This window comes from Microbacterium sp. 3J1 (genome assembly GCF_001049495.1).
Lineage (GTDB): Bacteria > Actinomycetota > Actinomycetes > Actinomycetales > Microbacteriaceae > Microbacterium.
Genome location: NZ_CDWI01000014.1, coordinates 343304 through 369310, shown reverse-complemented (window position 1 = coordinate 369310; position 26007 = coordinate 343304). Strand labels below are relative to the sequence as shown.

At 69.5% G+C, this 26007-nt stretch carries 22 protein-coding genes; 15 read left to right on the top strand and 7 right to left on the bottom strand.

Features of this window, described 5'->3' with window-relative positions:
- Positions 1–163 precede the first annotated feature (163 nt).
- Complete coding sequence (locus tag BN2660_RS16175) at positions 164–553, top strand: hypothetical protein (protein WP_091234710.1); 390 nt, start codon at positions 164–166, stop codon at positions 551–553.
- 2 nt (positions 554–555) lie between these two features.
- Here the strand turns inward: BN2660_RS16175 and BN2660_RS16170 are convergent, their stop codons facing one another.
- Genes BN2660_RS16170 through BN2660_RS16160 form a run of 3 tightly spaced genes read right to left on the bottom strand, consistent with a single transcriptional unit; the run spans position 556 to position 6343 of the window.
- Complete coding sequence (locus BN2660_RS16170; RefSeq protein WP_091234707.1) at positions 556–4017, bottom strand: error-prone DNA polymerase; 3462 nt, start codon at positions 4015–4017, stop codon at positions 556–558.
- A complete protein-coding gene (locus tag BN2660_RS16165; RefSeq protein ID WP_091234704.1) occupies positions 4017–5555 on the bottom strand; it encodes a DNA polymerase Y family protein in 1539 nt (512 codons plus the stop codon). Before BN2660_RS16165 ends, BN2660_RS16170 begins: the two co-directional genes overlap by 1 nt.
- Positions 5552–6343, bottom strand: a complete 792-nt coding sequence (locus BN2660_RS16160; protein WP_091234701.1) for a hypothetical protein — start codon at positions 6341–6343, stop codon at positions 5552–5554. The genes BN2660_RS16165 and BN2660_RS16160 overlap by 4 nt, the downstream gene beginning before the upstream one ends.
- Positions 6344–6479: 136 nt before the next feature.
- On the opposite strand from BN2660_RS16160, the gene BN2660_RS16155 reads away from it, so the two are divergent.
- The 6 genes from BN2660_RS16155 (at position 6480) to BN2660_RS16130 (ending at position 10925) form a co-directional block, all read left to right on the top strand.
- The gene (locus BN2660_RS16155; RefSeq protein WP_091234698.1) at positions 6480–6950 is read left to right on the top strand and encodes a prepilin peptidase; all 471 of its coding nucleotides are present in this window, start codon (positions 6480–6482) and stop codon (positions 6948–6950) included.
- A 65-nt stretch (positions 6951–7015) separates the two neighbouring features.
- Positions 7016–7228 carry a response regulator gene (locus BN2660_RS16150; RefSeq protein ID WP_091234695.1) on the top strand — a complete coding sequence of 71 codons (213 nt, stop codon included), beginning with the start codon at positions 7016–7018 and terminating at the stop codon, positions 7226–7228.
- Entirely contained in the window at positions 7221–7865 is a 645-nt protein-coding gene (locus BN2660_RS16145) for a CYTH domain-containing protein (RefSeq protein WP_091234692.1), read from the top strand. The genes BN2660_RS16150 and BN2660_RS16145 overlap by 8 nt, the downstream gene beginning before the upstream one ends.
- A 72-nt stretch (positions 7866–7937) precedes the next feature.
- Positions 7938–9092 (top strand): type III polyketide synthase, encoded by a 1155-nt coding sequence (locus BN2660_RS16140; RefSeq protein WP_091234688.1) that lies wholly within the window; start codon positions 7938–7940, stop codon positions 9090–9092.
- The gene (locus BN2660_RS16135) at positions 9089–9811 is read left to right on the top strand and encodes a methyltransferase domain-containing protein (RefSeq protein WP_091234685.1); all 723 of its coding nucleotides are present in this window, start codon (positions 9089–9091) and stop codon (positions 9809–9811) included. Before BN2660_RS16140 ends, BN2660_RS16135 begins: the two co-directional genes overlap by 4 nt.
- Positions 9798–10925, top strand: coding sequence for an FAD-dependent oxidoreductase (locus BN2660_RS16130; protein WP_091234682.1), 1128 nt, complete (start codon positions 9798–9800; stop codon positions 10923–10925). Before BN2660_RS16135 ends, BN2660_RS16130 begins: the two co-directional genes overlap by 14 nt.
- Before the next feature lie 55 nt (positions 10926–10980).
- Here BN2660_RS16130 and lpdA read toward each other — a convergent pair whose 3' ends face one another.
- Positions 10981–12378, bottom strand: a complete 1398-nt coding sequence (lpdA, locus tag BN2660_RS16125; RefSeq protein ID WP_053096802.1) for a dihydrolipoyl dehydrogenase — start codon at positions 12376–12378, stop codon at positions 10981–10983.
- Positions 12379–12387: 9 nt separating this feature from the next.
- Positions 12388–13062: a copper resistance CopC family protein gene (locus tag BN2660_RS16120; RefSeq protein WP_091234679.1), complete on the bottom strand. Its 675-nt coding sequence runs from the start codon at positions 13060–13062 to the stop codon at positions 12388–12390.
- A gap of 100 nt (positions 13063–13162) precedes the next feature.
- On the opposite strand from BN2660_RS16120, the gene BN2660_RS16115 reads away from it, so the two are divergent.
- The 3 genes from BN2660_RS16115 to BN2660_RS16105 all read left to right on the top strand — a co-directional run bounded on the left by BN2660_RS16115 (position 13163) and on the right by BN2660_RS16105 (position 14979).
- Complete coding sequence (locus tag BN2660_RS16115) at positions 13163–13648, top strand: FHA domain-containing protein (RefSeq protein WP_091234676.1); 486 nt, start codon at positions 13163–13165, stop codon at positions 13646–13648.
- On the top strand, positions 13648–14334 hold the full coding sequence (locus BN2660_RS16110) for a transcriptional regulator FtsR (protein ID WP_091234674.1): 687 nt from the start codon (positions 13648–13650) through the stop codon (positions 14332–14334). Before BN2660_RS16115 ends, BN2660_RS16110 begins: the two co-directional genes overlap by 1 nt.
- Positions 14335–14433: 99 nt before the next feature.
- Entirely contained in the window at positions 14434–14979 is a 546-nt protein-coding gene (locus BN2660_RS16105; protein ID WP_091234670.1) for a MerR family transcriptional regulator, read from the top strand.
- Between the two features lie 127 nt (positions 14980–15106).
- On the opposite strand, the gene BN2660_RS16100 is transcribed toward BN2660_RS16105, so the two are convergent.
- Positions 15107–15919: a ParA family protein gene (locus tag BN2660_RS16100; protein ID WP_091234911.1), complete on the bottom strand. Its 813-nt coding sequence runs from the start codon at positions 15917–15919 to the stop codon at positions 15107–15109.
- Between the two features lie 93 nt (positions 15920–16012).
- Here BN2660_RS16100 and BN2660_RS16095 point away from each other — a divergent pair, with 93 nt between their 5' ends.
- The 3 genes from BN2660_RS16095 to def all read left to right on the top strand — a co-directional run bounded on the left by BN2660_RS16095 (position 16013) and on the right by def (position 21873).
- Positions 16013–19420 (top strand): pyruvate carboxylase, encoded by a 3408-nt coding sequence (locus BN2660_RS16095; RefSeq protein WP_091234667.1) that lies wholly within the window; start codon positions 16013–16015, stop codon positions 19418–19420.
- A gap of 66 nt (positions 19421–19486) precedes the next feature.
- A complete protein-coding gene (locus tag BN2660_RS16090; RefSeq protein WP_369690561.1) occupies positions 19487–21382 on the top strand; it encodes a nucleotide-binding protein in 1896 nt (631 codons plus the stop codon).
- Complete coding sequence (gene def / locus BN2660_RS16085) at positions 21382–21873, top strand: peptide deformylase (protein WP_091234665.1); 492 nt, start codon at positions 21382–21384, stop codon at positions 21871–21873. The genes BN2660_RS16090 and def overlap by 1 nt, the downstream gene beginning before the upstream one ends.
- A gap of 65 nt (positions 21874–21938) precedes the next feature.
- On the opposite strand, the gene BN2660_RS16080 is transcribed toward def, so the two are convergent.
- A complete protein-coding gene (locus tag BN2660_RS16080) occupies positions 21939–23771 on the bottom strand; it encodes an AMP-dependent synthetase/ligase (RefSeq protein WP_176697232.1) in 1833 nt (610 codons plus the stop codon).
- Between the two features lie 150 nt (positions 23772–23921).
- Between BN2660_RS16080 and BN2660_RS16075 the strand changes: the two genes are divergently transcribed.
- Both BN2660_RS16075 and BN2660_RS16070 read left to right on the top strand, forming a co-directional pair.
- Positions 23922–24620 carry a lysophospholipid acyltransferase family protein gene (locus BN2660_RS16075; protein WP_091234906.1) on the top strand — a complete coding sequence of 233 codons (699 nt, stop codon included), beginning with the start codon at positions 23922–23924 and terminating at the stop codon, positions 24618–24620.
- Between the two features lie 38 nt (positions 24621–24658).
- Positions 24659–25999 (top strand): class II 3-deoxy-7-phosphoheptulonate synthase, encoded by a 1341-nt coding sequence (locus BN2660_RS16070; protein WP_091234659.1) that lies wholly within the window; start codon positions 24659–24661, stop codon positions 25997–25999.
- The last annotated feature ends 8 nt before the right edge of the window (positions 26000–26007 follow it).

Sequence of the window (26007 nt, the reverse complement as noted above, 5' to 3'; positions counted from 1 at the left end):
CTCTCATCGACTGATTCCCCAATGTCTCAGCCGGTAGCCCCCGCTACTGTAAGCAGAATATCGCGAAAACGTCTTGTCCGCCATTTGGGGGACAAAGAAATCTACGAATATTTCTTCCAAGACTTGCTCTTGTCGTGAGAACGTCCACTCATAGAGTGGACCCATGGACAGAATGCTCGTGCTGAACGCGCAGCTCCCGATCCCTCGCGGGCACCGCGTCGAGGTGACGGAGGCCATCGACGAGACGAGGAACGAGCCGGTCCTGCTCGCGGTCGTCGATCTCGAGACCGGCGTCCGCTTCCGCCGCGCGGAAGAGCCCCAGGGAGAGCTCCTGCACTGGCTCGGTCGGGTCCTCGACTGCACGGTGACGTTCGGCGGACATCGCGACCGCACCGTGCTCGTCGTCGATGCCGACGGCGACGGCCCGGGTGGCGTCGGGGCGAAGGCCGCTCTCACCGGTGCGGATGCCGCCGTCGAGGCCGCGAAGGCCGAGGCCGACAGATGGGGCGGCGGAGACCGGATGCCGGAGCCGGAGCCCGAACGCTTCTGGTGAGTTCACCGGAAGTCCCTCGAGCGATGGGTGACCCCGGTACGGAGATCCTCGAAGGCGTCGGCGAGCACGTTCACGACGCCCTCGGCTGAACGTTCGAGGATGCCGCGGATGATGAGTGCGGGGGAGTCGCGGGCGACCCTCCGGTACCGTGCCCACACCCCGGTCGAGCAGATGACGTTGACCAGACCGCTCTCGTCCTCGAGGTTAAGGAACGTGACGCCGGCCGCCGTCGCGGGACGCTGTCGATGGGTGACGAGTCCGGCGACCTCGATACGGCGCCCCGATTCGTGGTGCTGCAGATCGGCGGAGGACAGCACACCCCGCTCGCGCAGAAGCCCGCGGAAGTGCGTCATCGGGTGATCGTCGGTGGAGACTCCGGTCGACCACAGATCGGCGGAGAGCCGCTCGTAGCTGGACTGGTCCGTGAAGAGCGGGGGCTGCACGGCGACCGTCGTGCCGGGGAGGTAGCGAGACCGGTCCTCGGCGGCGGCCCCGGCCATCCAGATCGCCTCTCTGCGTTGCAGGCCGAGGCATTCGAAAGCACCTGCGGTGGCCAGCGCCTCCAGCTGCGCGGCCGTGGCATCCGTCCGCCGGACCAGATCGTGCAGGTCGCGATAGGGGCCGTCCGCCTCGCGCTCCGCGACGATCCGCTCCGCCAGGGGCAGGCCGATGCCGCGGACGCCGCTGAGACCGAGCCGCACCGCGTATCCGCCGTCCCTCCGATGCGCGGCGGACTCGTCAGGGCGTGAACGGTCGAACCGTGGCACCTCGGGCTGCTGCGGATCGCTGCACGAGCCGAGGCCCGTCGGGCGACGCAGGGGGGTGCCCTCCAGTGCCTCCAGCGTCTCCGTCGCGTGCGAGGCGTGCAGGTCGGGCCGTCTGACCTCGACCCCGTGCCGCCGTGCATCGGCAGTGAGCGTGGCCGCCGAGTAGAACCCCATGGGCTGCGACCTCAGCAGCCCCGCGAGGAATGCGGCCGGATAGTGCAGCTTGAGCCAGGAGCTGGCGTAGACGAGGAGCGCGAACGAGAGCGAGTGCGATTCCGCGAACCCGAAGTTCGAGAATGCCTGGATCTGTGCATAGATGCGGTCGGACTGCTCGGAGGAGAGACCGCGCCGGGTCATCCCCGCGTAGAGCTTGTCGCGGACCTTCTCGATCTTCTCCAGCCCTCGTTTCGACCCCATGGCCCGGCGCAGGAGGTCGGCCTCGTCGGCCGTGCAGTCGCCGACGGCGGTCGCCATCTGGATCAGCTGCTCCTGGAAGATCGGGATGCCCAGCGTCCGCTCGAGGATGGGCTTCAGATCGTCGTGCGGATAGGGGATCTCGAGCACCACCGGCTCTTCGCCCCGAGCGGCCCTGGCGCGGTTCTCCTCGTCCAGGGCATCCTTCGCCATCTTGCGGCGGACGAAGGGGTGCACCGCCCCGCCCTGGATGGGACCCGGACGGATGAGCGCGATCTGGATCGCGAGGTCGTAGAAGGCCCGAGGCTGCAGGCGGGGGAGCAGCCCGATCTGAGCTCGCGACTCGACCTGGAACACCCCGATCGAATCCGCTCGGCAGAGCATGTCGTAGACCGCCGGCTCTTCCTTGGGGAGGGTCTCCAGCGTCCACTCCTCGCCGGTCGCGTCGCGGATCAGGTCGAAGCAGTGCTGCAGCGCCGCGAGCATGCCGAGGCCCAGCAGGTCGAACTTCACCAGCCCCATCCAGGCGGCGTCGTCCTTGTCCCACTGGATGACCGTGCGGTTCTCCATGCGCGCATGCTCCACGGGCACGACCTCGCCGACCGGCCGACGCGTCAGCACCATGCCGCCGGAGTGGATGCCGAGGTGCCGCGGAGCCTTGAGCAGCTCACCGGCGTACTCGAGGACGTTCGCCGGGATGTCGTGCTCGTCGGCGACCTCCAGCCCCGTGCTCCACCCGTCCACCTGTCGCGACCAGGCGTCCTGCTGGCCTGGCGAGAAGCCGAGCGCCCTCGCCATGTCGCGGACGGCGTTCTTGGGGCGGTACTGGATGACGTTCGCGACCTGGGCCGCGCGCTCGCGCCCATACTCCAGGTACACCCACTGGATGATCTCCTCGCGCCGGTCGGAGTCGAAGTCCACGTCGATGTCCGGCTCCTCCTGGCGGGTCGTCGCCAGGAACCGCTCGAAGGGCAGCCGGTAGAGGATCGGGTCGACGGCGGTGATCCCGAGCAGGTAGCAGACCGCGCTCGCCGCAGCGGACCCGCGGCCCTGGCAGAGGATGCCGAGGCGCTTCGCCTCCGTGACGATGCCGTGCACGATCAGGAAGTAGCCGGGGAAGTCCTTCTCCTCGATCACGTCGAGCTCCCGCTCGATGCGGCGGTGGCCGTCGTCATCCAGACGGGGATACTTCGTCGGCACGGCCTCCCACACCAGGTGCCGCAGCCAGCTCATCGGGGTGTGCCCGTCCGGCACCTCCTGTTTCGGCAGGGCCGGCCGCGCGCGGCGCAGGGGGAAGGCGGATGCTCGGGCGAGCTCGAGTCCGTAGGAGATGGCTCCCGGGTAGCGCCGGAACCGGGCGGCCATCTCGGCACCGCTGCGCAGATGCGCCCCGCCGTGGGTCGGCAGCCACCCGTCGAGGTCGTCCATGCTCCGAACCGCCCGCACGGCGGCGACGGCCTCGGCCAGGGAGGCGCGTTCCGGGGCTGCGTAGTGCACGTTGTTCGTCGCGACCACGGGCAGGCGCATGTCCTTCGCGAGCTCGGCGAGGGCGTCGTTGCGGCGGGTGTCCTGCGGGTCGCCGTGGTCGAAGAGCTCGACGGCGACGTGGTCTTGCCCGAAGAGGTCGACCAGGCGGCGCAGGGGCGTCTTGGCGTCTCCGAGCTCGAGGCCTCGGCGGACTCCGCCTTTGCGGCATCCGGTGAGGATCGTCCAATGTCCCTCCGCCGTCGATGCCAGCTCGTCGAGGTCGTAGACCGGTCGGCCCTTCTCGCCGCCCCGGAGGTGAGCGGTCGTCATGGCGCCGGAGAGCCGATGGTACCCCTCCAGCCCGTCGGCGAGCACCAGCAGATGCTCGCCGATCGGATCAGGCGAACCCCGTTGGGGGGCGTCGAGGCCGAGGGAGAGCTCGGCGCCGTAGACCGTCTGCACCTTCACCTCCATCAGCTCGGCGACCTCGGCGAAGCGCGCCGCACCGTAGAAGCCGTCGTGATCGGTCAGTGCGAGCGCGGTCAGCCCCAGCCGCTCGGCCTCCGCCAGGAGGTCTTCCGGCGAGGAGGCGCCGTCGAGGAACGAGTAGGAGGAGTGCGCGTGCAGCTCCGCATAGGGGACGGGGTCCTCCGGACGGTTCACCACGGTCGGCGGATTCCTCTTCCGTCGGGTGCTCACCGGACCGGGATCGGGACGCGTGGTCGGCGGCTCTCCTCCGATGGGATGAGGGGACTCCTCGCCGCTCAGGGCTCGTTCCAGCTCGCTCCACGTCACGGGAGGGTTGTGCCAGCCCATCAGCGATACCTCCCCTCGACCCACCAGCGGTCACCCGTGCAGAAGACCAGCCAGGCGCGGTCGTGGTCGTCGACGATCTGGAGGCGATGCCCTCTCTTGCCCCCCGAGGGCTCCCACCGGCGCTCATGGATCGGCCAGGGGCCTGCCCAGGCCTGCACCTGGTCGCCGTCGATGCGTGCAGGAGGCGCGGTGAGGGTGCCTCGGTCGTCGACGAGCACCGTCTCACCTGCCGAGGTCTGGATGCCGATCGGTCGAGGAGGCCGGAAGACCTCGGCGGGGAGCGGATCGGGCAGGCTTCCCGGCCACGGAGGCGCGGGGTCGCGGGGAGCGACGGCCCGCTCGCCCCACGGCGTGAGTACCTGACGGTCGGCGAGCCAGCGGCCCCCGGAGAGTGCGGCGGTGACGACACCCTCGTGTCCGAGCATCGTCTGCACGCGCGAGACGGCGTGGTGCAGTCGCTCGTCGGTGCCGGAGCCGAACAGCCCCGGCTGATGGTGGGCGGCGTCGTCCACCGCCACCGGCACGATGCGCACCAGCGTGATGCCGCCGAAGGCCCGCGCCTCATCGACCGGCTCCTTCGCCGATTCGGCTCCCAGCGCCTCCAGCTGCCAGCGCACCCTGTCGACCAGATCCGCGGCGTCGAAACAGGTCGGATGCAACCAGGACCGGGAGAAGACCTTGCCGTCGTCGTCGGTCAGGTCGATCCGCACCTCGGTGCAGACCACTGAGGCGTCGCCGAGGGCGAGCATCACCGCATCGGCGGTCTGCCGCACCGCGAAGGCCACCTGATCTGCTCCGGCCAACGGCGACTCGAACTCGATGGACCGCACGAGCTCGGGGTCGGGGGGACGCGCCACCACCGCACGGGAGTCGGCACCGGCGGCGAGAGCCCGAAGTCGGGCGCCGCGCTCGCCGAAGCGATCACGCACCTCGATCTCATCGAGCGCGGCGAACTCGCCCAGCGTGCGCACACCGAGCCGGATGAGCAGGCCGGTCAGCTGCTCGTCGCGCAGCACCCGGACGGGGAGGGGGGCCAGGAAGTCGGAGGCGGCACCCGCCGGCACCACGGTGCAGGGCGCGCTGCCTCGTGCCGCGAGCTCTGCCGTGAACGGGCCGTCGGCGATGCCGACGCGCACCTCGGGGAAGCCCGCCTCGGCGAGCACGGAGATCAGGGCCTCTCCGGCCTGTGCTTCTCCGTCGTGATAGCGGGAGATGCCCCGGGCCCTCACCGCCGCGAGCCCCGGACGCAGCAGCGCGGCACCGGGGGCGTGCTTCTCGATGAGCTGCAGCACGGGGAGGAACGCCCGCTCGTCCCTGGCCGGATCGTGGGGGAGCACACGCAGCGAGGAGATGTGCCCCTGCGCGACCCGTCGACGCTGACCCGCACGGACACCGTGCTCCCTGGCCGACGCCGTGCAGGCGATGACGGTGTTCGCGTGCACCAGGGCGGTCGGCGGGTGCGGCGGAGCCCCGCCCAGGGCGGCGCGCAGGGGCCAATCGGGGAACCAGAGCACGAGGACGCGAAGGGGAGCCGTCATCCGGCCACCGCCCAACGTGGGTACTCGCCGGGGGCGTCGTCGTCGCGAAGAGCGGGCAGCGCAGTCAGCTCGGCCATCGTCTCGACGGTCTCTTCGTGGACCAGTTCCTCGACGGCCCCCTGGCTGCCAGGCAGGCGCACCCGCACGCTCGAGGAGGTGGGGCTCTGCCTGGTCTTCGCGGTCACCGTCGCCGTGGAGCCCTCGATGAGACCCCATCCCTCCCCGATGCCGAGCCACTGCTGGTCGTGGAGGCGGATGGTCCCCTCGCTCTGCGGCCAGACCCCCGAGGCCGGTGACTCCGTGACGAGGATCGTCGTGCCGCGGTCGCGCAGCCGGGCGCTGAGACGCGAGACGTCGGCATCCCGCGCTCTGCTGCCGGGGTGCACGGCGATCAGCGGGACGACCTCGGCGAGCGCCGAGGTGACGGCGAGCCAGCGGTCTCCCGGATCGGGGACGAGGATCAGCCGGGGCAGCTCGATGCCGAACGCCGCTGCGGCCTCGACGCCCAAGGTGGGCATGCCGACCACCGCGCACCAGAGCCCCTTCCGGGAGGCGGCGGCGAGCAGGGCGAGGACCAGACTGGGTGAGGGTGAGACCGTGTACGCGGCACCGGTCTGCAGCCCCTGCTCCGGGAGCAGCGAGGAGAAGGCGGGGTCGAGAGGCAGCAGGGGGAGATCGCTGCGTCGACGCTGCATCCGGCTGATCTCGCGGCGCAGTCGCAGCACCTCTCCGGCACGATCATCACCGGCCGGAGAGATGGTGCTCATCGCATCGAGACCGATCCCCATGGTTCCATCCTCGAATATATGTACTACTAAAGCAACTGGAGTAGATGACGATAATTCGAACCTCCGACATCGCGGGAGACTCTCGGTTATCCACACCCCTGCACGGCGGTGACCCGAGATCTCCTAGCCTTCCGGGATGGATCCCCGCACCGTGATCGTCGTCGGGGTGCACCTGGTGCTCTTCCTCATCGGCTGCCGACTCGTCGCCATCGACATGCGCACCCACAGGCTGCCGAACCGCATCGTGCTGCCCACGCTCGCGGCGCTCCTCGCCCTCACCGCACTCGACGCCCTCGTGACGGGGGAGAGCCGCGCGCTGGTCGGAGCGCTGTGGGGGATGCTCATCCTCGGCGTCTTCTACGCGGCACTGCGATCCCTCAGCAGCGAGGGCATGGGCGGCGGAGACGTCAAGCTCGCCGCCGTGATCGGCCTCGTGCTCGGATGGCACGGCTGGCAGGCGCTCGCCGTGGGCGCGGCATCCGCCTTCGTCCTCGGCGCGCTGTACGCACTGGTGCTGATCGTCTTCCGTCGCGCCGACGGAGCGACGCGGATCGCGTTCGGGCCCTGGATGATCCTCGGGGCCGTCCTCGGTGTCGTCGCGACCTGACCTGACACAGCGGCCCGCCCGTGGCATGAGGCCGAGGGTCAGGGCGGCGGGGATAGGGTGAGGACATGGCACTCGCACGACTCCACGGAGGCCCGCTGGACGGGCAGATCATTCCCCTCGACGACGCGGACGACAAGCTGATCGTCCCCTACAGCGAGACCCAGGTGGTGTACAACCGCAGCGGCGAACCGCAGAACACGGGCGACACCGACGGTCCCACTGAGATCGACTACTGGTACGACGAGTCCCTCGAGGACCTCAACCCCTCGGATGACTGAGACCCCTTCGGGCTCAGGCCCGTCCAGGGTCGTCGAGGTCGAGCGCAAGTACGACGTCGACGACGGCACGCCTCTTCCCGAGTGGAGAGGCGTGCCCGGCGTCGACGCGGTCTCCGCCGGTGAAATCCGCGAGCTCGACGCGCGCTACCTCGACACGGTCGACGCGGCGCTGTCCCGCGCAGGGGTCGCGCTGCGGCGCCGCACCGGCGGGCCCGATGCCGGCTGGCACATCAAGGGGCCCCGCGAGGGAGACGGCCGCCTCGAGATCGGCTGGCCGCTGGATGCCGACGCGGGCGACGCCGAGAGCGTCCCCGCCGCCGTGGCCGAGACGCTCAGCCGGTGGACGACAGGCGGGCTCACGCCTCTCGCCCGCATCGAGAACACCCGGACGGCCTACCTCCTCACCGGACCGCAGGGCGTGGTCGCCGAATTCGTGGACGACCGGGTCCGCGCCACCGACCTGAGGCACGACGTGCGGCGCGAGTGGCGGGAATGGGAGCTGGAGCTCGGCCCCGCCGCCCCCGCAGACGCCGCCGGCCGCGAGGCTCTGTTCGCTGCGGCGGAGGAGGCGATCTTCGCGGTGGGAGGCCGCGAGGCGGCATCCGGATCGAAGCTGGCCCGAGCCCTCGGCTTCTGACCGGGCTGGGTCTCTCCGCGTCGGGGCGCAAGCCCCTTTTCGTGACCGGGTCGCTCATGCTTGAGTGACGGTATGAGCCGCCCCGCACTACTCCGGTCGCTGCAGACGATCGTGCCCGACACCGTTCTCGAGCAGGATCAGGTGCGAGACGTCTTCGCCACCCAACCCGACGTCGGCAGACTCGCCCAGCGTCTCGTCGGTGCCTCGTTCAACGGCTCGGGGATCGACACCCGACGCACGGTGATCGAGGAGCTCTCGCTCACCGCCGACACCGAGGAGCCGGTGTTCTACGACCGGCGTTCCGGTGTGCTGCTCTCACCGGGTACCAAGCAGCGCAACGAGATCTACGTCCGCGAGGCATCGCGGCTCTTCGTGGAGGTCGCGCGCCGCGCACTCGAGGCCGATCCCGACGTCGTCGCCTCGGATGTCACCCATGTCATCACCGTCTCCTGCACCGGATTCCACGCGCCCGGTCCGGAGTACGAGATCGTGCGGTCACTGGGCCTCTCCGACAGCGTCGAGCGGTACCACCTGGGGTTCATGGGCTGCTACGCGTCCATGCCCGCCCTGCGCGCGGCCCGCCAGTTCTGCATGGCCGATCCCGACGCCGTCGTCCTCGTCGTGAGCGTCGAGCTGTGCACCGTGCACCTGAGGTCCTCGGAGGATCCCGACCTCATCGTCGCGAACTCGCTGTTCGCCGACGGCGCGGCCGCGGGCATCGTCACCGCTCGCGAGCTCCCGACTCCCGTCCCGGCCGTCCGCCTGGACGGCTTCCACACGGCGATCGCCCGCGAGGGCGAGAAGGACATGGCCTGGACGATCGGCGACCACGGCTTCGAGATGATCCTGTCGACCAAGGTCCCGCAGATCATCGGCGAGACGATCATCGGCGCGATCCGTCCGCTCTACGCCCGCGAGGGCGAGCTCGGGGCGGCCTTCGACGATGGCCGCGTCGGTGAGCGGGTGCAGCACTGGGCCATCCACCCGGGTGGCCGCAGCATCCTCGACCGCGTCCAGGAGCGGCTGCACCTCAGCGACGCGCAGCTGGCCCCGGCGAGGGAGACGCTGCGCGAGAACGGCAACATGTCGAGCGCGACGATCCTGTTCGTCATCAAGCGCATCCTCGACGAGGGCGCGCTGCCGGGGGAGCGGATGGCCGCGATGGCGTTCGGTCCGGGGCTGACCGCAGAGAGCGCGCTGATGACCGTCGACGTCGGCGCCGCATGAGTCACGACCTCTCCACGCGCGCCTCCGACGCGCGTGAGCTCATGGACGACCCCGGCGCCGATGTCGCGATGCTGGAGCGCACCTACGAGCGCTTCCGGCTGGTCAACGCGCTCGTGTCCCGACCGGGGCAGTTCTACCGGAACGACATCCGCCCGCGCGCGCGACGGGGTCGGGTGCGCGTGCTCGACGTCGGCGCGGGCGGCGCGGACGTCTGCCGGATGATCGCGGCACGCCTGCGGCGCGACGGACTCGAGGGCGAGGTGACCGCCCTGGATGCCGACGAGCGCGCCGTCCGGTGGGCCGCCGCCCACGACGACGGAGCCGGTGTGCGGTACCGCTGCGCGCTGGCAGAGGACCTCGTCGCGGAGGGCGACCAGTACGACGTGGTGTTCTCGAACCACGTGCTGCATCACCTCAGTGCGCCCGAGCTCCAAGGCGTCCTGCGCGACACCGACCGGCTCGCGGGGGCGGGCGGCGTGGTCGTGCATCGTGACATCGCGCGCAGCAAGGCGGCGTATGCCCTGTTCGCGGCCGCGACCCTGCCGTTCGCCGGCACCCTCTTGCGCGGTTCGTTCATCCGGGTCGACGGGCTGATCAGCATCCGCAGGTCGTACACGCCGGCCGAGCTCGCCGCCGTCGCCCCCGAAGGGTGGACGGTGCGCGCGGGACTCCCCGCACGGCTCGAGCTCCGGCGGAAGAAGAGCGATGCGCGACCGTGAGGTCGTGATCGTCGGAGCGGGTCCGGTCGGGCTGCTGCTCGCGTGCCTGCTGGCCGCACGGGGCCGAGATGTGGTCGTCCTCGAGCGCCGGTCGGGAGCCGACACGAGGAGTCGCGCGATCGGCATCCATCGGCCGGGGTTGGACGCCCTGGACGAGGCCGGTGTGGGCGATCGCGTCCGCGCGGAAGCGCTCTTCCTCGAGGGCGGGGAGGTCCGCAGCGACGGGCGTCTGCTCGCCTCTCTCTCGTTCCGCCCCGAGCGGCCGATACTCACGCTCGCGCAGAGTCGCACCGACGCCCTGCTCCGGGGGCGGCTGGGTGCGCTGGCCGACGGTGCGCTCCTGACCGGGCACACGGTGCGCGGGGTACGAGACGAGGGCGATCGGGTTCGACTGCGGGTGGAGAGCGGCGACGGAGGCGAACGCGAGATCGCAGCGTCGGTGGTCGTGGCCGCCGACGGTGTGCGCAGCGGCATCCGCGAACGGCTCGGCATCGAGTGGCGGAGCAGGCCCAAGACGGCACGATACGCGATGGTCGATGTCGACGATCCGGGTTCCGATCCGCGGGCGGTGCTGTACTGCGAGCCGACCGGTCTGGTCGAGTCGCTTCCGCTGCCCGGATCCCGTCGACGCTGGGTGGTCAGGCAGGATGCCGGCCCGGAGGCGGCCGTCTCAGCGGCGGAGCTCGGCGCGGAGATCGAGCGCCGCACCGGGATCCGCCCGGACATCGGCGACCACCGCACGCCGGTGTCGTTCATCGCTGCGCAGCACGCGGCTCGCGAGGTCGTCCGCGGCCGGATGGTGCTCGCGGGGGACGCGGCCCACGAGATCAGTCCGATCGGCGGGCAGGGCATGAACCTCGGATGGTCGGACGCGCGCAACCTCGCCGAAGAGCTGTGCCGGTCGCCGATCGATCGGATGCCGGACCTGCAGCGGTATGAGCGGTCGGTGCACCGCTCGGGCCGCCGTGCCCACCGGCGCTCGGCGTTCTACATGTCGATGGGGGAGCCGGCGTCCGGCGTTGCCCTGGCCGCGAGGGATGCGCTGATCCGGGGCTTGGGATCGCCCGCGATGGGGGGATGGACCTCCGGCCTCCTCACGATGCGCGGGATCTGACGCACGAAGGCCCGGCATCGCGCGAGCGAGCCGGGCCTTCGTTCCGATCCGCGGATCAGAAGTTGATCATGTGACCCGCGAGGCCGTGGAAGCCCTCCTGCAGAGCCTCCGACAGAGTCGGGTGGGTGTGGACGTTGCGGGCGAGCTCGAGGGCCGTGAGGTCCCACTTCTGCGCCAGGGTCAGCTCGGGAAGGAGCTCCGACACGTCGGGGCCGATCATGTGCGCGCCGATGAGCTCGAGGTGCTCGGCGTCGGCGATGAGCTTCACGAAGCCGACGGGCTCGCCGAGTCCGTGCGCCTTGCCGTTGGCCATGAACGGGAAGGTCGCGACCTTGATCTCCCGGCCCTCGTCCTTGGCCTGCTGCTCGGTGAGGCCGAACGAGGCGACCTGCGGCGAGCAGAACGTCGCGCGGGGCATCATGCGGTAGTCGCCCAGGGTCTGGGTCTCGGCGCCGCCGATGGTCTCGGCGGCCACCACGCCCTGGGCTTCGGCCACGTGGGCGAGCTGGAGCTTGGCGGTGACGTCGCCGATGGCGTAGATGCCCTCGACGTTGGTGCGCATGTGATCGTCGATGTCGATCGCGCCGCGCTCGGTGAGCTTCACACCGGTCGCCTCGAGTCCGAAGCCCTCGATGTTCGGGGCGAAGCCGACCGACATGAGCACCTTGTCGGCCTCGATCGAGCTCTGCTGACCGTCCTTGCCGGTGTACGAGACGGTCACGGACGAGCCGTTGTCGACGACGGACTCGACCTTGGTGGAGGTGAGGATGTCGACGCCGTAGTTCTTGTACTGCTTGGCGATCTCCTTCGACACGTCCGCGTCCTCGTTGGGGAGTGCGCGGTCGAGGAACTCGATGATGGTGACCTTGACGCCGTAGTTCGTCATCACATAGGCGAACTCCATGCCGATGGCGCCGGCGCCGACGATGACGATCGACTTCGGGAGCTCGCGGGAGAGGATCTGCTCCTCGTAGGTCACGACGTTGTCGCTGAGCTGCACACCGGGGAGCAGGCGGACCTTGGATCCGGTCGCGATGATGGCGTTGTCGAAGGTGACCTCTTCGGTGGATCCGTCGGACTTGGCGACCGAGATCGCCTTCGGACCGGTGAAGGTGCCGCGGCCGTCGTACTCGGTCACCTTGTTCTTCTTCATGAGGAAGTGGATGCCCTTGACGCGGCCGTCGGCGACGACGCGGCTGCGGTCGAACGCCTTGCCGTAGTCGATCGTGAACTCACCCGAGATGCCGAAGAAGTCGGCCTTGTGGTTGAGCGTGTGCGCGAGCTCCGCGTTCTTCAGAAGAGCCTTGGAGGGGATGCAGCCGACGTTGAGGCACACACCACCCCAGTACTTCTCTTCGATGATGGCGGTGGACAGACCGAGCTGCGCGCTGCGAACCGCAGCGACGTATCCGCCGGGACCTGCACCGAGGATGACGACATCGTAGTGTGGCATGCCTTAAGCCTATCGCTCCGTCGATTCGTCGGAGTCGCCATCGGCGGCGTCCTCCGAGCCGGAACCGCGCCCCTTCAGGGCGAACGCCAGGACCGCCACCGCAGCGGCGACCAGGACGCCCGCGATGGACAGGATCCAGATCCAGGTGGTGGCGGACGAGTCCTCGCCGGAGGGCGCGGTCTCGTCGGGAGAGGGAGCGGCGGTCGACGGGGAGGTGGTCGCCGTCGCGTCGTCCGGCTCGGTCGTGGGGGAGGCCGTCGGGGCCGCGCTCGGTTCGTCGGTGGAGGCGTTCGCGACCGTGAAGTCGAACTCGCCGGAGGTCGGATGGCCGTCGCTCGACACGATCTTCCAGATGACGTGATACTGCCCCGCGACCCCGCCGTCGACGAGCGGCTGGGTGACGATCGCGCCGTCGACGGTCGCTGCGCCGTCGGTCGCCGACGCGCCGGACGGATCGGTGACGACGACCTCGGTCGCGCCCTCGCCGTCGATGAGCTTGGCGCTGAAGGTGAGGGTGAGCTCGTCAGGGAGTGTGTCGACGGTGCTGTCGGCCTCGGGGGACGACGCGATCAGGCTGTCATGGGCAGAGGCCGGCAGCGGTGCGACGAGCACGAGGAGGGCCGTCAGCAGAGCTGCGGCGAGGGCGATCGGACCTGCGGGAGAGGGGCGCGCGGCAGTTTTCACCTGGCCAGCCTATGAACCCTCTGTATGCAGCGCCTGAGTGTGGGCTCCGCCTCACGCGAGGGGCTCCGCATCCGATAGTCTGGAGGACTAGGAGGGCACAGTGACAGACAGCGACAGCCGACCGGCCGGGGACGCCGCATTCCATCGTCCCGGCGAGCAGCGGCACGACGTGACGCAGACGTTCGGGCACGACTCGGACCTTTCCTTCGTGCCTTTCGGCGCGGAGTTGACGGAGGTCGAGCAGAGCGCCATCGCGGCTCTTCCCTCAGGATCAGCTCTGCTGCTGGTGCGCTCGGGCGCTCTCGCCGGTGCGCGGTACCTGCTCGACACGGATGTGACGACCGTCGGTCGCCACCCTGAGGCGGACATCTTCTTCGACGACGTGACGGTCTCGCGCCGGCACGCCGAGATCACACGATCCGGCACATCGTTCGAGATCATCGACCAGCGCTCTCTGAACGGGACCTATGTGAACGGCGAGCGTGTCGACCGCAGCGTCCTCGAAGACGGGTCCGAGCTGCGCGTCGGCAAGTTCCGGCTGAACTTCTTCGTCGCACCGGTCGATCGCGTCGCGGCGAACGCCTGATGGCGGCGTCCCTGGCCCGTGAACGCTCCGCGTCACCGGGGCTGCTGAGCATCGGCCAGGTGCTCGCCAGGCTCACCCCGGAGTTCCCCGAACTGACTTCGAGCAAGCTGCGCTTCCTCGAAGTGCAGGGGATCGTGACGCCGTCGCGCACCGAGTCGGGCTACCGCAAGTTCTCGCAGGCCGACATCGAGCGGCTCCGCCTCGGGCTCACCCTGCAGCGCGACCACTATCTTCCGCTGAGCGTCATCCGCGATCAGCTCGACGAGGCCGAGGCGAACGGCGAGTCCGCCGCGCTCGTGCCGCCGCCGTCGATCGCCCCGGCACCGAGGCGCTACCGGCGTGCCGAGCTGCTCTCGGCCGCGGGTGCGGGTCCGCAGCTCCTCAACGATGCGATCAGCACCGGCGTGATCGTCGCGCAGGAGACGTATCCCGAGGCGACCGTGACCCTGCTGCGTGGCCTGGTGGCACTCGACCGGCATGGCATCGAGCCCAGGCATCTCCGTTCGCTCCGGCAGGGAGCCGAACGCGAGGTCGCCCTGATCGAGTCGGCCATGTCCTCGCTGCTGCGTCGGACCGACGCGGCCTCGCGGGCCAAGGCCAGTGAGATGGCCCCGACGCTGGCGACGAAGATCGACGAGGTGCGATCGCTCTTCGTCAAGGACGCGCTGTCTCGACTGCTTTCGTAACGAACTGATTGCGACACACCTTGGGGGTCGCACGGATGTCATTGCCGGTGCACGGGGGCTGCTCTACCGTGGAGGTAACGGCTCCAGGGAGGAATTCAGATGAATGCGGATGAGCGTGCAGGCGACCCGCGGTTCGTGACCGAACTCCTCTTCACCGACGGCCTTCCCGCCATGGACGACGAGGTCGGCTATCGCGGCGCCGTCGCGGCACGTGCGGCCGGGATCACCTACCGTCAGCTCGACTACTGGGCCCGCACCGAGCTCGTCGAGCCGACCGTGCGCGGCGCGAGCGGCTCCGGTTCGCAGCGGCTCTACGGGTTCCGCGACATCCTCGTGCTCAAGCTCGTGAAGAGCCTGCTGGACACCGGCATCTCGCTGCAGCAGATCCGCACCGCCGTCGACGAGCTCCGTCGAGCGGGCATCCGCGATCTCGCCGGCACCACGCTCATGAGCGATGGGGCATCCGTCTACCTCTGCACCTCGAACGACGAGGTCATCGATCTCGTGAGCCGCGGGCAGGGCGTCTTCGGCATCGCCGTGGGCAAGGTCCTCCGCGAGGTGGAGTCGACGCTGGTGCAGTTCGACGCCACGGCTCCCGACCCCGTCGACGAGCTCTCGGCACGCCGCGCCAAGCGCACCGCCTGACCCTTCGGCGAACTCAGGGCCTGCTTGCAGGCTCAGGCTCCTTCGGCGAGCTCAGGGCCGGGGCCGGTATGGCATGAAGAAACGGCCACCCTCGCGAGAGGATGGCCGTTCCGCTGTCTGCGCCAGGTCAGGCCTGGGCGCTCGACTCCGCGACCTGGATCCGGCCGGTGCGGATGATGCGGTCGAGCAGCTGATCGAAATCGGCGGCGAGCTCCTGTGCCGAGTCGCCCGGCCAGATGTGCAGGGGCTTGGCGGCTCCCTGCGCCTGCTGCAGCGACGTGCGCTCGGGCAGCTGAGGGGAGAGGACGAGCGGGCCGAACATGTCGCGCAGCTCCTTGATGCGGAACTGGTGCTCGATCGACTGCGGACGCACGCGGTTCACGACGATGCCGAGAGGCTGCAGGCGGGGAGAGAGCCCGCGACGGATCTCCTCGATGGCGCGGAGCGCGCGGTCGGCGGCGGCGACCGAGAAGAGACCGGGCTCGGTCACGACCATCACGCGGTCGCTGGCGGCCCATGCCGTGCGCGTGAGGGCGTTGAGCGAGGGGGCGCAGTCGATGAGGACGAGGTCGTAGTCGCTCTCGACAGCGGCGAGAGCCTCTTCGAGCTTCCACACGTCGCGGACGCTCGGGTGGGGGCCGTCGAAGTTGATGGCGGACGGGCTGCCGATCAGCACGTCGATGGTTCCTGCGTGCACCTTGGCCCAGCCGCTGGAGGTGATCGCCTGGCGGACGACCTTCTCCTTCGGGTTCGCCAGGACGTCGGCGATGTTGAGGCGACCGGCCACCTGGATGTCCATTCCCGTGGACACATCGGACTGCGGATCGAGGTCGACGACGAGCGTCCGGACACCACGGGCGAAGGCCGCTGAGGCCAGGCCGAGGGTCACGGTGGTCTTGCCGACGCCTCCCTTGAGAGAGCTGACGCTGAGTACGTGCACGAACACCACGTTACCTGCCCCTAAGCTGGGTGCACACTCAGCCCCGCCCCATGCGTGCCGAAAACGCCGCGCATCGAGCTCCCAGAGGTGTGCATGTTCCAGAAGATCCTTGTGGCGAACCGCGGCGAGATCGCGATCCGTGCGTTCCGTGCGGCCTACGAAGTCGGGGCGAGGACGGTGGCCGTCTTCCCGCACGAGGACCGGGGCTCGGTCCACCGGCTCAAGGCGGACGAGGCGTACGAGATCGGCGAGCGCGGGCATCCGGTTCGCGCGTACCTCGATGTCGACGAGATCATCCGCGTCGCCAAGGAGGCGGGGGCCGACGCCATCTACCCCGGCTACGGCTTCCTCTCGGAGAACCCGGAGCTGGCGGAGAAGGCGGCGGCGAACGGGATCGTCTTCATCGGGCCTCCGGCGAACGTGCTGGAGATGGCGGGCAACAAGGTCGAGGCGAAACGTCACGCGGTCGAGGCGGGCGTCCCCGTGCTGCGGTCGACCGAAGCGTCGGACGACGTCGACGCGCTCGTCGCCCAGGCCGAGGAGATCGGCTTCCCTCTCTTCGCCAAGGCCGTCGCCGGCGGTGGAGGCCGTGGTATGCGCCGCGTCGAGACCGCGGCGGAACTCGCCCCGGCACTCGCGGAGGCGATGCGGGAGGCCGCGAGCGCCTTCGGCGATGCGCGCATGTTCCTCGAGCAGGCGGTCGTGAGGCCGCGGCACATCGAAGTTCAGATCCTCGCCGACAAGACGGGCGAGACAGTGCACCTGTTCGAGCGGGACTGCTCGGTGCAGCGTCGGCATCAGAAGGTCGTCGAGATCGCGCCCGCCCCGAACCTGGACGACGGCATCCGTACCGCTCTCCACGGATACGCCGTCGCCTTCGCTCGGTCCATCGGCTACGAGAACGCGGGAACGGTCGAGTTCCTCCTCGAGACAGCGGGGGAGCGGGCGGGCGAGGTCGTCTTCATCGAGATGAACCCCCGCATCCAGGTCGAGCACACCGTGACCGAGGAGATCGCCGACGTCGACCTGGTGCAGAGCCAGATGCGCATCGCCTCGGGGCAGACCCTCGCCGACCTCGGGCTGCATCAGGAGAACCTGCAGGTCCGCGGCGCGGCGCTCCAGTGCCGGATCACGACCGAGGATCCCACTCAGGGCTTCCGTCCCGACACCGGGAAGATCACCACGTACCGGTCGCCCGGCGGCGCCGGCATCCGTCTCGACGGCGGGACCGTGCACCAGGGCGCTCAGATCAGCCCGCACTTCGACTCGATGCTCGCGAAGCTCACCTGTCGCGGACGCGATTACCCCGCGGCGGTCGCCCGCGCCCGACGCGCGCTGGCCGAATTCCGCATCCGCGGCGTCTCGACGAACATCCCGTTCCTGCAGGCCCTGCTCGACGACGATGCGTTCATCGCCGGAGACGTGAGCACCGGCTTCATCGACGAGCGGCCCGAACTGCTGCGCGGACGAGAGTCGAAGGACCGCGGCACGAGGATCCTGAACTGGCTCGTCGACGTCACCGTGAACAAGCCGAACGGCCTCCACCCGCACTCGCCGGACCCGCGGACCAAGCTGCCGACGATCGACGTGACGGCCGAGCCGGTTGCCGGCTCCCGCCAACGCCTCCTCGAGCTCGGGCCGGAGCGCTTCGCTCGGAGCCTTCGCGAGCAGACCGCCCTCGCGATCACAGACACGACGTTCCGCGACGCGCACCAGTCGCTGCTCGCGACCCGCGTGCGGACGAAGGACCTCGTCGCGGTGGCCCCGTATATCTCCCGGCTGACGCCGGGTCTCCTCTCCGTCGAGGCGTGGGGAGGAGCCACCTATGACGTCGCGCTGCGATTCCTCGGCGAGGATCCCTGGGAACGCCTCGACAAGCTGCGCGAGGCGCTGCCGAACGTGGCGATCCAGATGCTGCTGCGCGGGCGCAACACCGTGGGCTACACGCCCTACCCGACAGCGGTCACCGAGGCCTTCGTGACGGAGGCGGCGTCGAGCGGCGTCGACATCTTCAGGATCTTCGACGCCCTCAACGACGTCGAGCAGATGCGTCCGGCGATCGAGGCCGTCCGCGGCACCGGCACGGCCGTGGCCGAGGTCGCCCTCTGCTACACGGGGGACCTGCTGAATCCGGCCGAGGACCTCTACACCCTCGACTACTACCTGCGGCTCGCCGACCAGATCGTCGGCGCAGGTGCGCACATCCTCGCCATCAAGGACATGGCCGGTCTCCTCCGCCCGGCCGCTGCGGCGAAGCTCGTGGGCGCGCTGCGCGAGCGCTTCGATCTGCCGGTGCACCTGCACACGCACGACACCCCCGGCGGTCAACTCGCGACCCTGCTCGCGGCCAGCGCTGCGGGGGTCGACGCGGTGGATGCGGCATCCGCGCCGCTCTCGGGCACCACCAGCCAGCCGTCGCTGTCCTCGCTCGTCGCCGCGCTCGCGCATACCGACCGCGACAGCGGCATCGACCTGTCGGCGGTGTCGGACCTCGAGCCGTACTGGGAAGCGGTGCGGCGGGCGTACGCGCCGTTCGAGTCGGGTCTGCCCGGGCCCACCGGACGTGTGTACCACCACGAGATCCCCGGGGGACAGCTGTCCAACCTGCGTCAGCAGGCCAAGGCGCTGGGCCTGGCGGACGACTTCGAGCTCATCGAGGACATGTACGCCGCCGCCGACCGCATCCTCGGGCGCGTCCCGAAGGTGACGCCGTCGTCGAAGGTCGTCGGCGATCTCGCGCTGCACCTGGCCGCCGTGAAAGCGGACCCGGCTGACTTCGAGGCGAACCCCGAGAAGTACGACGTCCCGGACTCTGTGGTCGGATTCATGGCCGGCGAGCTCGGCGACCTCCCCGGAGGTTGGCCGGAGCCGTTCCGATCCAAGGTGCTGGCCGGACGAGCGGTCCGCACCGGCATGACCGAGATCTCCGCTGACGACGAGGCAGCACTGGCGGGAGACAGCACCACCCGTCGTGCGCGCCTCAACACGCTGTTGTTCCCCGCGCCGATGCGCGAATTCACGGAGATGCGCGAGCTCTACGGTGATCTCTCTGTGCTCGACACGGGCGACTACCTCTATGGACTCGTGCAGGGGCAGGAGCATCTCGTCGAGATCGATCGGGGCGTGCAGCTCTACGTCGGGCTCGAAGCCATCGGCGACCCGGACGAGAAGGGCATGCGGACAGTCATGACGACGCTCAACGGTCAGCTGCGGCCCGTCTTCGTCCGAGACCGGTCGGTCGCCGTCGACGTGCATGAGGTGGAGAAGGCCGACACCTCGGTGGCCGGTCAGGTGGCCGCGCCGTTCTCGGGCGTCGTGACGCTCAAGGTGGAGATCGGGGCTTCGGTGCGAGCGGGCGAGCCGGTCGCATCGATCGAGGCCATGAAGATGGAAGCGGCCATCACGACGCCGGTCGACGGCGTGGTCGAACGCCTGGCGATCGGTGCGACGCAGCAGGTGGACGCCGGGGATCTTTTGGTCGTCATCCGTCCGGCACACTAATCTTGTCGGGCGCGGGCCGCGCTCGTCGTAGTGCACCCGAGGCCCGCCCAGGCTTGGAGTGACATCGTGACCCCGAAGAACATGGCAGAACCGCCGGACGAGGAGTCCAGGGGGGTGCTCGACGACGCCGCCTCCTTGGATACGGCGGTCATCGGCATCCTCGGCAACACCGCGCAGGTGAGCGTCGTGATGCCCAAGGACGAGGACGACGACCTCGAAGACGACGGAGTCGTCGACGGGGAGATCGTCGCCGATCTGATCATCGACGAGCCGGTCGCCGCGTCGAAGGCTGCAGCGGAGACCGTCGCGACGACGGAGATCTCGAGCGCGCCCCTCGGGCCCATGATCATCGAGCTGCCTCCGGAGCCGGCGGAGGCTCGCGAGTCGCTGATCGACCCGGACCAGCAGGCGGATGCCGAGTCTGAGGTCGAGCCGGATGCCGAGCCTGAGGTCGATCCTGAGGCGGAATGGGAGCAGGACCCCGGGCCGACGGCGAACGACGCAGAGCGTCCGGAGAAGGCAACGGATCCCGAATCTCCCGTGCTGGACGACGCGGCGGAAGTGGATCCCGAGCCCGACCCGCAACCCGAGCCCGAGCCGGAGCCGGAGCGGGGAAGCGACGCGCATGCCGAGTCGGAGACAGAATCGACTCGCGCGCCGGAACCCGCTCCCGCGCCGGAGCCCGAGGCGGAGCCGACCGCCGTGCCCGAGGGTGTCTCCTCACCGGCGACCACGGCACCCACCGTGACGACGCCGCAGGCAGCTCCCGCTCCGGACCGCGGCTCGGATGCCGCGGCCGAGGAGGCGGCGGCCGCCGCTGCGTTCATCGCCCGCGCCAAGGCCGACATCGATGCGCGGGCCGCATCGCGCACAGCCCCCACTCGCATCCGGCCCGCCACGAAGGAGAGCACCGCTGTGGAGATCCCCGACAAGAGCGCCGTTCCGCGAACGACGCGTTCGACGCGTGCAGACATGCACCTCAGCTCGAAGCGGCTCGACGACCTCGGCGACTCGTCGCGCGAGAGCGCGGATCTGCTGACGGCCGACCGCCTGCTCGACCCGCACCGCATGAGCAAGCCCGAGCCCGAGGGCGCGTGGAGCCACTTCCTCTACACGATCTCGGGTCGCCGCATCAATATCGGCGACGGACGGCGTGCGCGGGAGCGCAAGGCCCTCTCCGCGCGGATCGCCGCGCCGCTCGTCGGCGGGGCGCGCTTCGTGCCTGTGCTGTCCCGCAAGGGCGGCGTCGGCAAGACGACCATCACGGCACTGCTCGGGATGGCTCTGGCCGATGCCCGCGACGACCGCGTGATCGCAGTCGACGCCAATCCCGATCGCGGCACCCTGGCCGAGCGCATCGTCCGTCCGCAGCACACCCGCACCGTCCGCGATCTGGTGCGCATCCACGAGGAGGTCAGGGGATATCACGACATCTCCGCGATCGTTGCTCGCGATGCCACCCGTCTCGACGTGCTCGCCTCCGACACCGACCCGCGCATCGCCGAGGCGTTCAGCGACAGCGACTACCGGGATGTCGCCGGAGTGGCGGCGCACTACTACTCACTCGTCCTCACCGACACGGGCACCGGCATCGTGCACTCGGTCATGTCGGCCACGCTCGACCTCGCCGATCAGATCGTGATCGTCTCGGGGCTGAGCGTCGATGAGGCCCGGCTGGCGTCCGAGACGCTGACCTGGTTGGAGACGAACGGATACGCGGAGCAGGCTCGGGAGGCCATCGTCGTGCTGAACCAGTCGACGCCGGGGGCTCCGCTGGTGCGTCTGAACGAGCTGGAGGCGCACTTCCGCACCCGCACACAGCATGTCGTGCGCATGCCGTACGACGCCCAGATCGCCGGCGGCGGCACGATCGTGTTCGCCAACCTCCAGCCGGAGACGCGGGTTGCCGCGCGCGAACTCGCTGCGCTCCTCGTCGAGGGTCTGCGGACGAAGGGCGCCTGATGTCGGTTCGTGAGATCCGGGTCTTCGGCGACCCCGTGCTCCGCACGAAGTGCGCTCTGATCGAGCAGCTCGACGACGGGGCCCGCGCCCTGGTCGCCGACCTTGTCGACACCGTGGAGCTGCCGGGTCGTGCGGGTGTGGCCGCGCCGCAGATCGGTGTGGCGCTCCGCGCCTTCAGCTACAACATCGACGGCGACATCGGCTACGTCATCAACCCGGTGCTGACCGAGGTCAGGGGAGAGCCGGTGCCGACCGGCGAGGGCTGTCTCTCCGTTCCCGGTCTCTGGCACGACGCCCTTCGCTACCCGTGGGCTCGCGTGGAGGGGATCGATCTCGACGGGCAGCCCGTCGTGCTCGAGGGCGAGGGTCTGCTGGCCCAGGCTCTGCAGCACGAGACCGATCACCTCGACGGCATGCTGTATCTCTCGCGTCTCGACCCGGAGACGCGCAAGCGGGCCATGCGCGAGGTGCGCGAGAGCGCCTGGTTCTGACCCGTCACCCATGAACGGAGAAAGGCCCCGCCGAAGCGGGGCCTTTCTCCGTGTCCGGCGGCGTCTCAGCCGCCGATGGCGACGTTGGTCGTGGAGACGGGCTCGTCGTAGATCGCCGTGATCTCGTCGGCGAAGTCGCTCATGATGACGTTCCGCTTGATGGACAGCTTCGGGGTGAGGTGGCCAGACGCCTCGGTCCACTCGCTGTCGAGGATGGTGAACTTGCGGATCGACTCGGCGCGGGAGACGTGGGTGTTCGCGGCATCCACCGCCCTCTGGATCTCTGCGCGGACGGCCTCGTTCTTCGACGCCGCGGTCAGGGACATCTCCTTGTCGAGACCGTTGTTGGCGAGCCAGGTCGGGAGCATTTCCGGGTCGAGAGTGATGAGTGCCGAGATGAAGGGGCGCTGATCGCCCACGACCACCACCTGACCGATGATCGGGTTCGCCCGGATCGGGTCCTCGAGGGCAGCGGGCGCGACGTTCTTGCCGCCCGCCGTGACGATGATCTCCTTCTTGCGTCCCGTGATCGTGAGGAATCCCTCGGAGTCGAAGCTTCCGATGTCCCCGGTGTGGAACCATCCTCCGTCGCTGAACGCCTCGGCCGTGGCCTCGGGGTTGTTCCAGTACTCCTTGAAGACGTTGATGCCGCGGACCTCGATCTCGCCGTCGTCGGCGAGGCGCACGCCCACGCCGGGGAGCGCGGGTCCGACGGTGCCGATCTTCGACTTGTCGGCGAGGTTGACCGTGGCGGGAGCCGTGGTCTCCGTGAGGCCGTAGCCCTCGAGGATGACGACGCCGAGGCTGTGGAAGAAGTGGCCGAGGCGCGCGCCGAGCGGAGCGGATCCGGACACCGCGTAGACCACGCGCCCGCCCATCGCATCACGCAGCTTGCCGTAGACGAGCTTGTTGAACAGTGCGAACTTGAGCTTCATGCCGAAGGGGATGCTCTTGCCCTCCTCCAGCAGCTTCGAGTGCTCGATCGCGACGTCCGCCGCCGCACGGAAGATCTTGCCCTTGCCACCGGCCTCGGCCTTCTGCTCCGCCGAGTTGTAGACCTTCTCGAAGACACGCGGCACCGCGAGCAGGAAGGTCGGCTTGAAGGATCCCAGTGCCGGCAGGAGCTGGCGCGTGTCGGGCTGGTGGCCGGTGCGCACGCCGGCGTGGATGTTGAGGATCGAGATGAAGCGCGCGAAGACGTGCGCGGTGGTGATGAACAGCAGCGTCGAGGAGCCCGGCGTCTGCACGACCGCGTCGAGGGCCTTGGCGGAGTTGCGTGACAGCTCGACGAAGTTGCTGTGCGTGAGCACGCAGCCCTTGGGTCGCCCGGTCGAGCCGGACGTGTAGATGAGTGTCGCGATGTCGGAGCCCACCGCGATGCTGCGGAGACGCGCGATCTCGGCATCCGTCACCGACGAGCCCTGAGCCGTGAGCGTGCCGATGGCGTCGAGGTGGAGCTGCCAGACCTCGCGGAGGAGCGGCAGGTCTCCGCGCACCTCGTCCACCTTGGCGTAGTGCTCGGGAGACTCGACGATGAGGGCGATGGCGCCCGAGTCCTCGAGGATCCACTGGATCTGCGACGGCGAGCTCGTCTCGTAGATCGGGACCATGACGGCGCCCGCGTAGAAGAGTGCGAAGTCGACGAGCGTCCACTCGTAGGTGGTGCGGGCGAGGAAGCCCACCTTCTCGCCGGGCTGGATGCCCGCGGCGACGAAGCCCTTGGCGAGCGCGATGACCGCGGCCTCGAAGTCGGCGGCGGAGATGTCGCGCCAGCCGTCTCCGTCGGGCACGGAGAACAGTGCGCGATCCGGGGTGGCCTCGACGCGCTTCGCCAGCAGGTCGGCCACGTTCCCCTCGGGGTCGGCGGGGACGACGGCGGGGACTTCAAACTGGACCACGGCAGCTCCTTCGGTACCGGTCGGGCACTGGTTGCACATGAGTCTAGAGCATGAGACCCGGTCGCATGATCGGTGACACTGAGTCGCCTTCCTGACCACTGCGCGGGATGCCTCTGGCGAATGCCGGACTCGGCGCTAGACTTCACCTCGATGTTCTACTGGCTGATGAAGTACGTCGCGATCGGGCCCCTGGTCAAGGGAGTCTTCCGACCCTGGGTCGTGGGGCGAGCGAACATACCCGCGAGCGGCGCCGCGATCCTCGCCAGCAACCACCTGTCCTTCGCCGACTCCATCTTCCTCCCGCTGATGATCGACCGCTCCATGTCCTTCCTTGCGAAGAGCGACTACTTCACCGGTCGAGGCCTCAAGGGCGCGGCCACGAAGTTCTTCATGAAGGCCACCGGGCAGATCCCGATCGACCGCTCGGGAGGCAAGGCCTCCGAGGCATCTCTCAACACCGGGCTCCAGGTGCTGGGGCGCGGAGACCTCCTCGGCATCTACCCCGAGGGCACGCGCAGCCCCGACGGCAAGCTCTACCGCGGCCGCACCGGCCTCGCGCGGATGGCGCTCGAGGCGAAGGTCCCCGTCATCCCCGTGATCATGGTGGACACCGACACCGCGATGCCGATCGGACAGCGGCTGCCCCGGGTCGTCCGCGTCGGGATCGTGATCGGCGAGCCACTCGACTTCTCCCGCTACGCGGGCATGGAGAACGACCGCTACATCCTCCGCTCCGTCACGGACGAGATCATGGTGGCGCTGCAGCGGCTCGGTGCGCAGGAGTACGACGACGTCTACGCGTCGACGGTCAAGGACCGGCTTCCCGCCCGCGTCACACAGCGCTCCTGAGGCATCTGGGCCCTCTGCGCGAGCAGTAGGCTGGACCCATGCTCCAGCACCACATCGACGCGCTTGACGCGTGGCGCTCGCTCCCGATCAAGCAGCAGCCGCAGTGGCCCGACGCCGAGCGCGTCGCAGAGGTCTCGGCTCAGATCGCAACGCTCCCGCCCCTGGTGTTCGCCGGCGAGGTCGACAACCTCCGAGAACGGCTCGCGCGCGCAGCATCCGGGCAGGCCTTCCTGCTGCAGGGTGGCGACTGCGCCGAGACGTTCGCCGGCGCCACCGCCGACCAGATCCGCAACCGGATCAAGACCGTCCTGCAGATGGCGGTCGTGCTGACCTATGGCGCCTCGATGCCGATCGTGAAGATGGGCCGCATGGCGGGCCAGTTCGCGAAGCCGCGCTCGAGCGACAACGAGACGCGCGGCGACGTCACGCTGCCGGCCTACCGCGGCGACATCGTCAACGGCTACGACTTCACCGAGGGCTCCCGTCGCGCCGACCCGGGGCGTCTGCTTCAGGGCTACCACACGGCGGCCTCGACCCTGAACCTCATCCGCGCCTTCACCCAGGGCGGGTTCGCCGATCTCCGCGAGGTCCACTCGTGGAACAAGGGCTTCGCGCAGAACCCCGCGAACCAGCGGTACGAGCGGATGGCCGCGGAGATCGACCGTGCGATCAAGTTCATGGAGGCCGCAGGAGCGGACTTCGACGAGCTCAAGCGGGTCGAGTTCTTCACCGGCCACGAGGGTCTGCTCATGGACTACGAGCGCCCGATGACGCGCATCGACTCCCGCACGGACACGCCGTTCAACACCTCGGCGCACTTCCTGTGGATCGGAGAGCGCACGCGCGAGCTCGACGGCGCGCACGTCGACTACTTCTCGAAGATCCGGAACCCCATCGGCGTGAAGCTGGGTCCGACCACGACGCCGGAGACGGCTCTCGCGCTCATCGACAAGCTCGACCCGGACCGCGAGCCCGGTCGCCTGACGTTCATCACGCGCATGGGCGCGGGCAAGATCCGCGATGCGCTGCCGCCCCTGCTCGAGGCGGTCCGCGACTCGGGCGCCCAGCCGCTGTGGGTCACGGACCCCATGCACGGGAACGGCATCACGACGCCGACCGGATACAAGACGCGACGCTTCGACGACGTGGTCGACGAGGTGCGCGGCTTCTTCGAGGCCCACCGCGCCGTGGGGACCTTCCCCGGCGGCATCCACGTCGAGCTCACCGGCGACGACGTCACCGAGTGCCTCGGAGGATCCGAGCAGATCGACGAGGCGGCGCTCGCGACGCGCTACGAGAGCCTGTGCGACCCCCGCCTCAACCACATGCAGAGCCTCGAGCTGGCCTTCCTCGTCGCAGAGGAGCTCGAGAAGCGCTGACGTCTCGC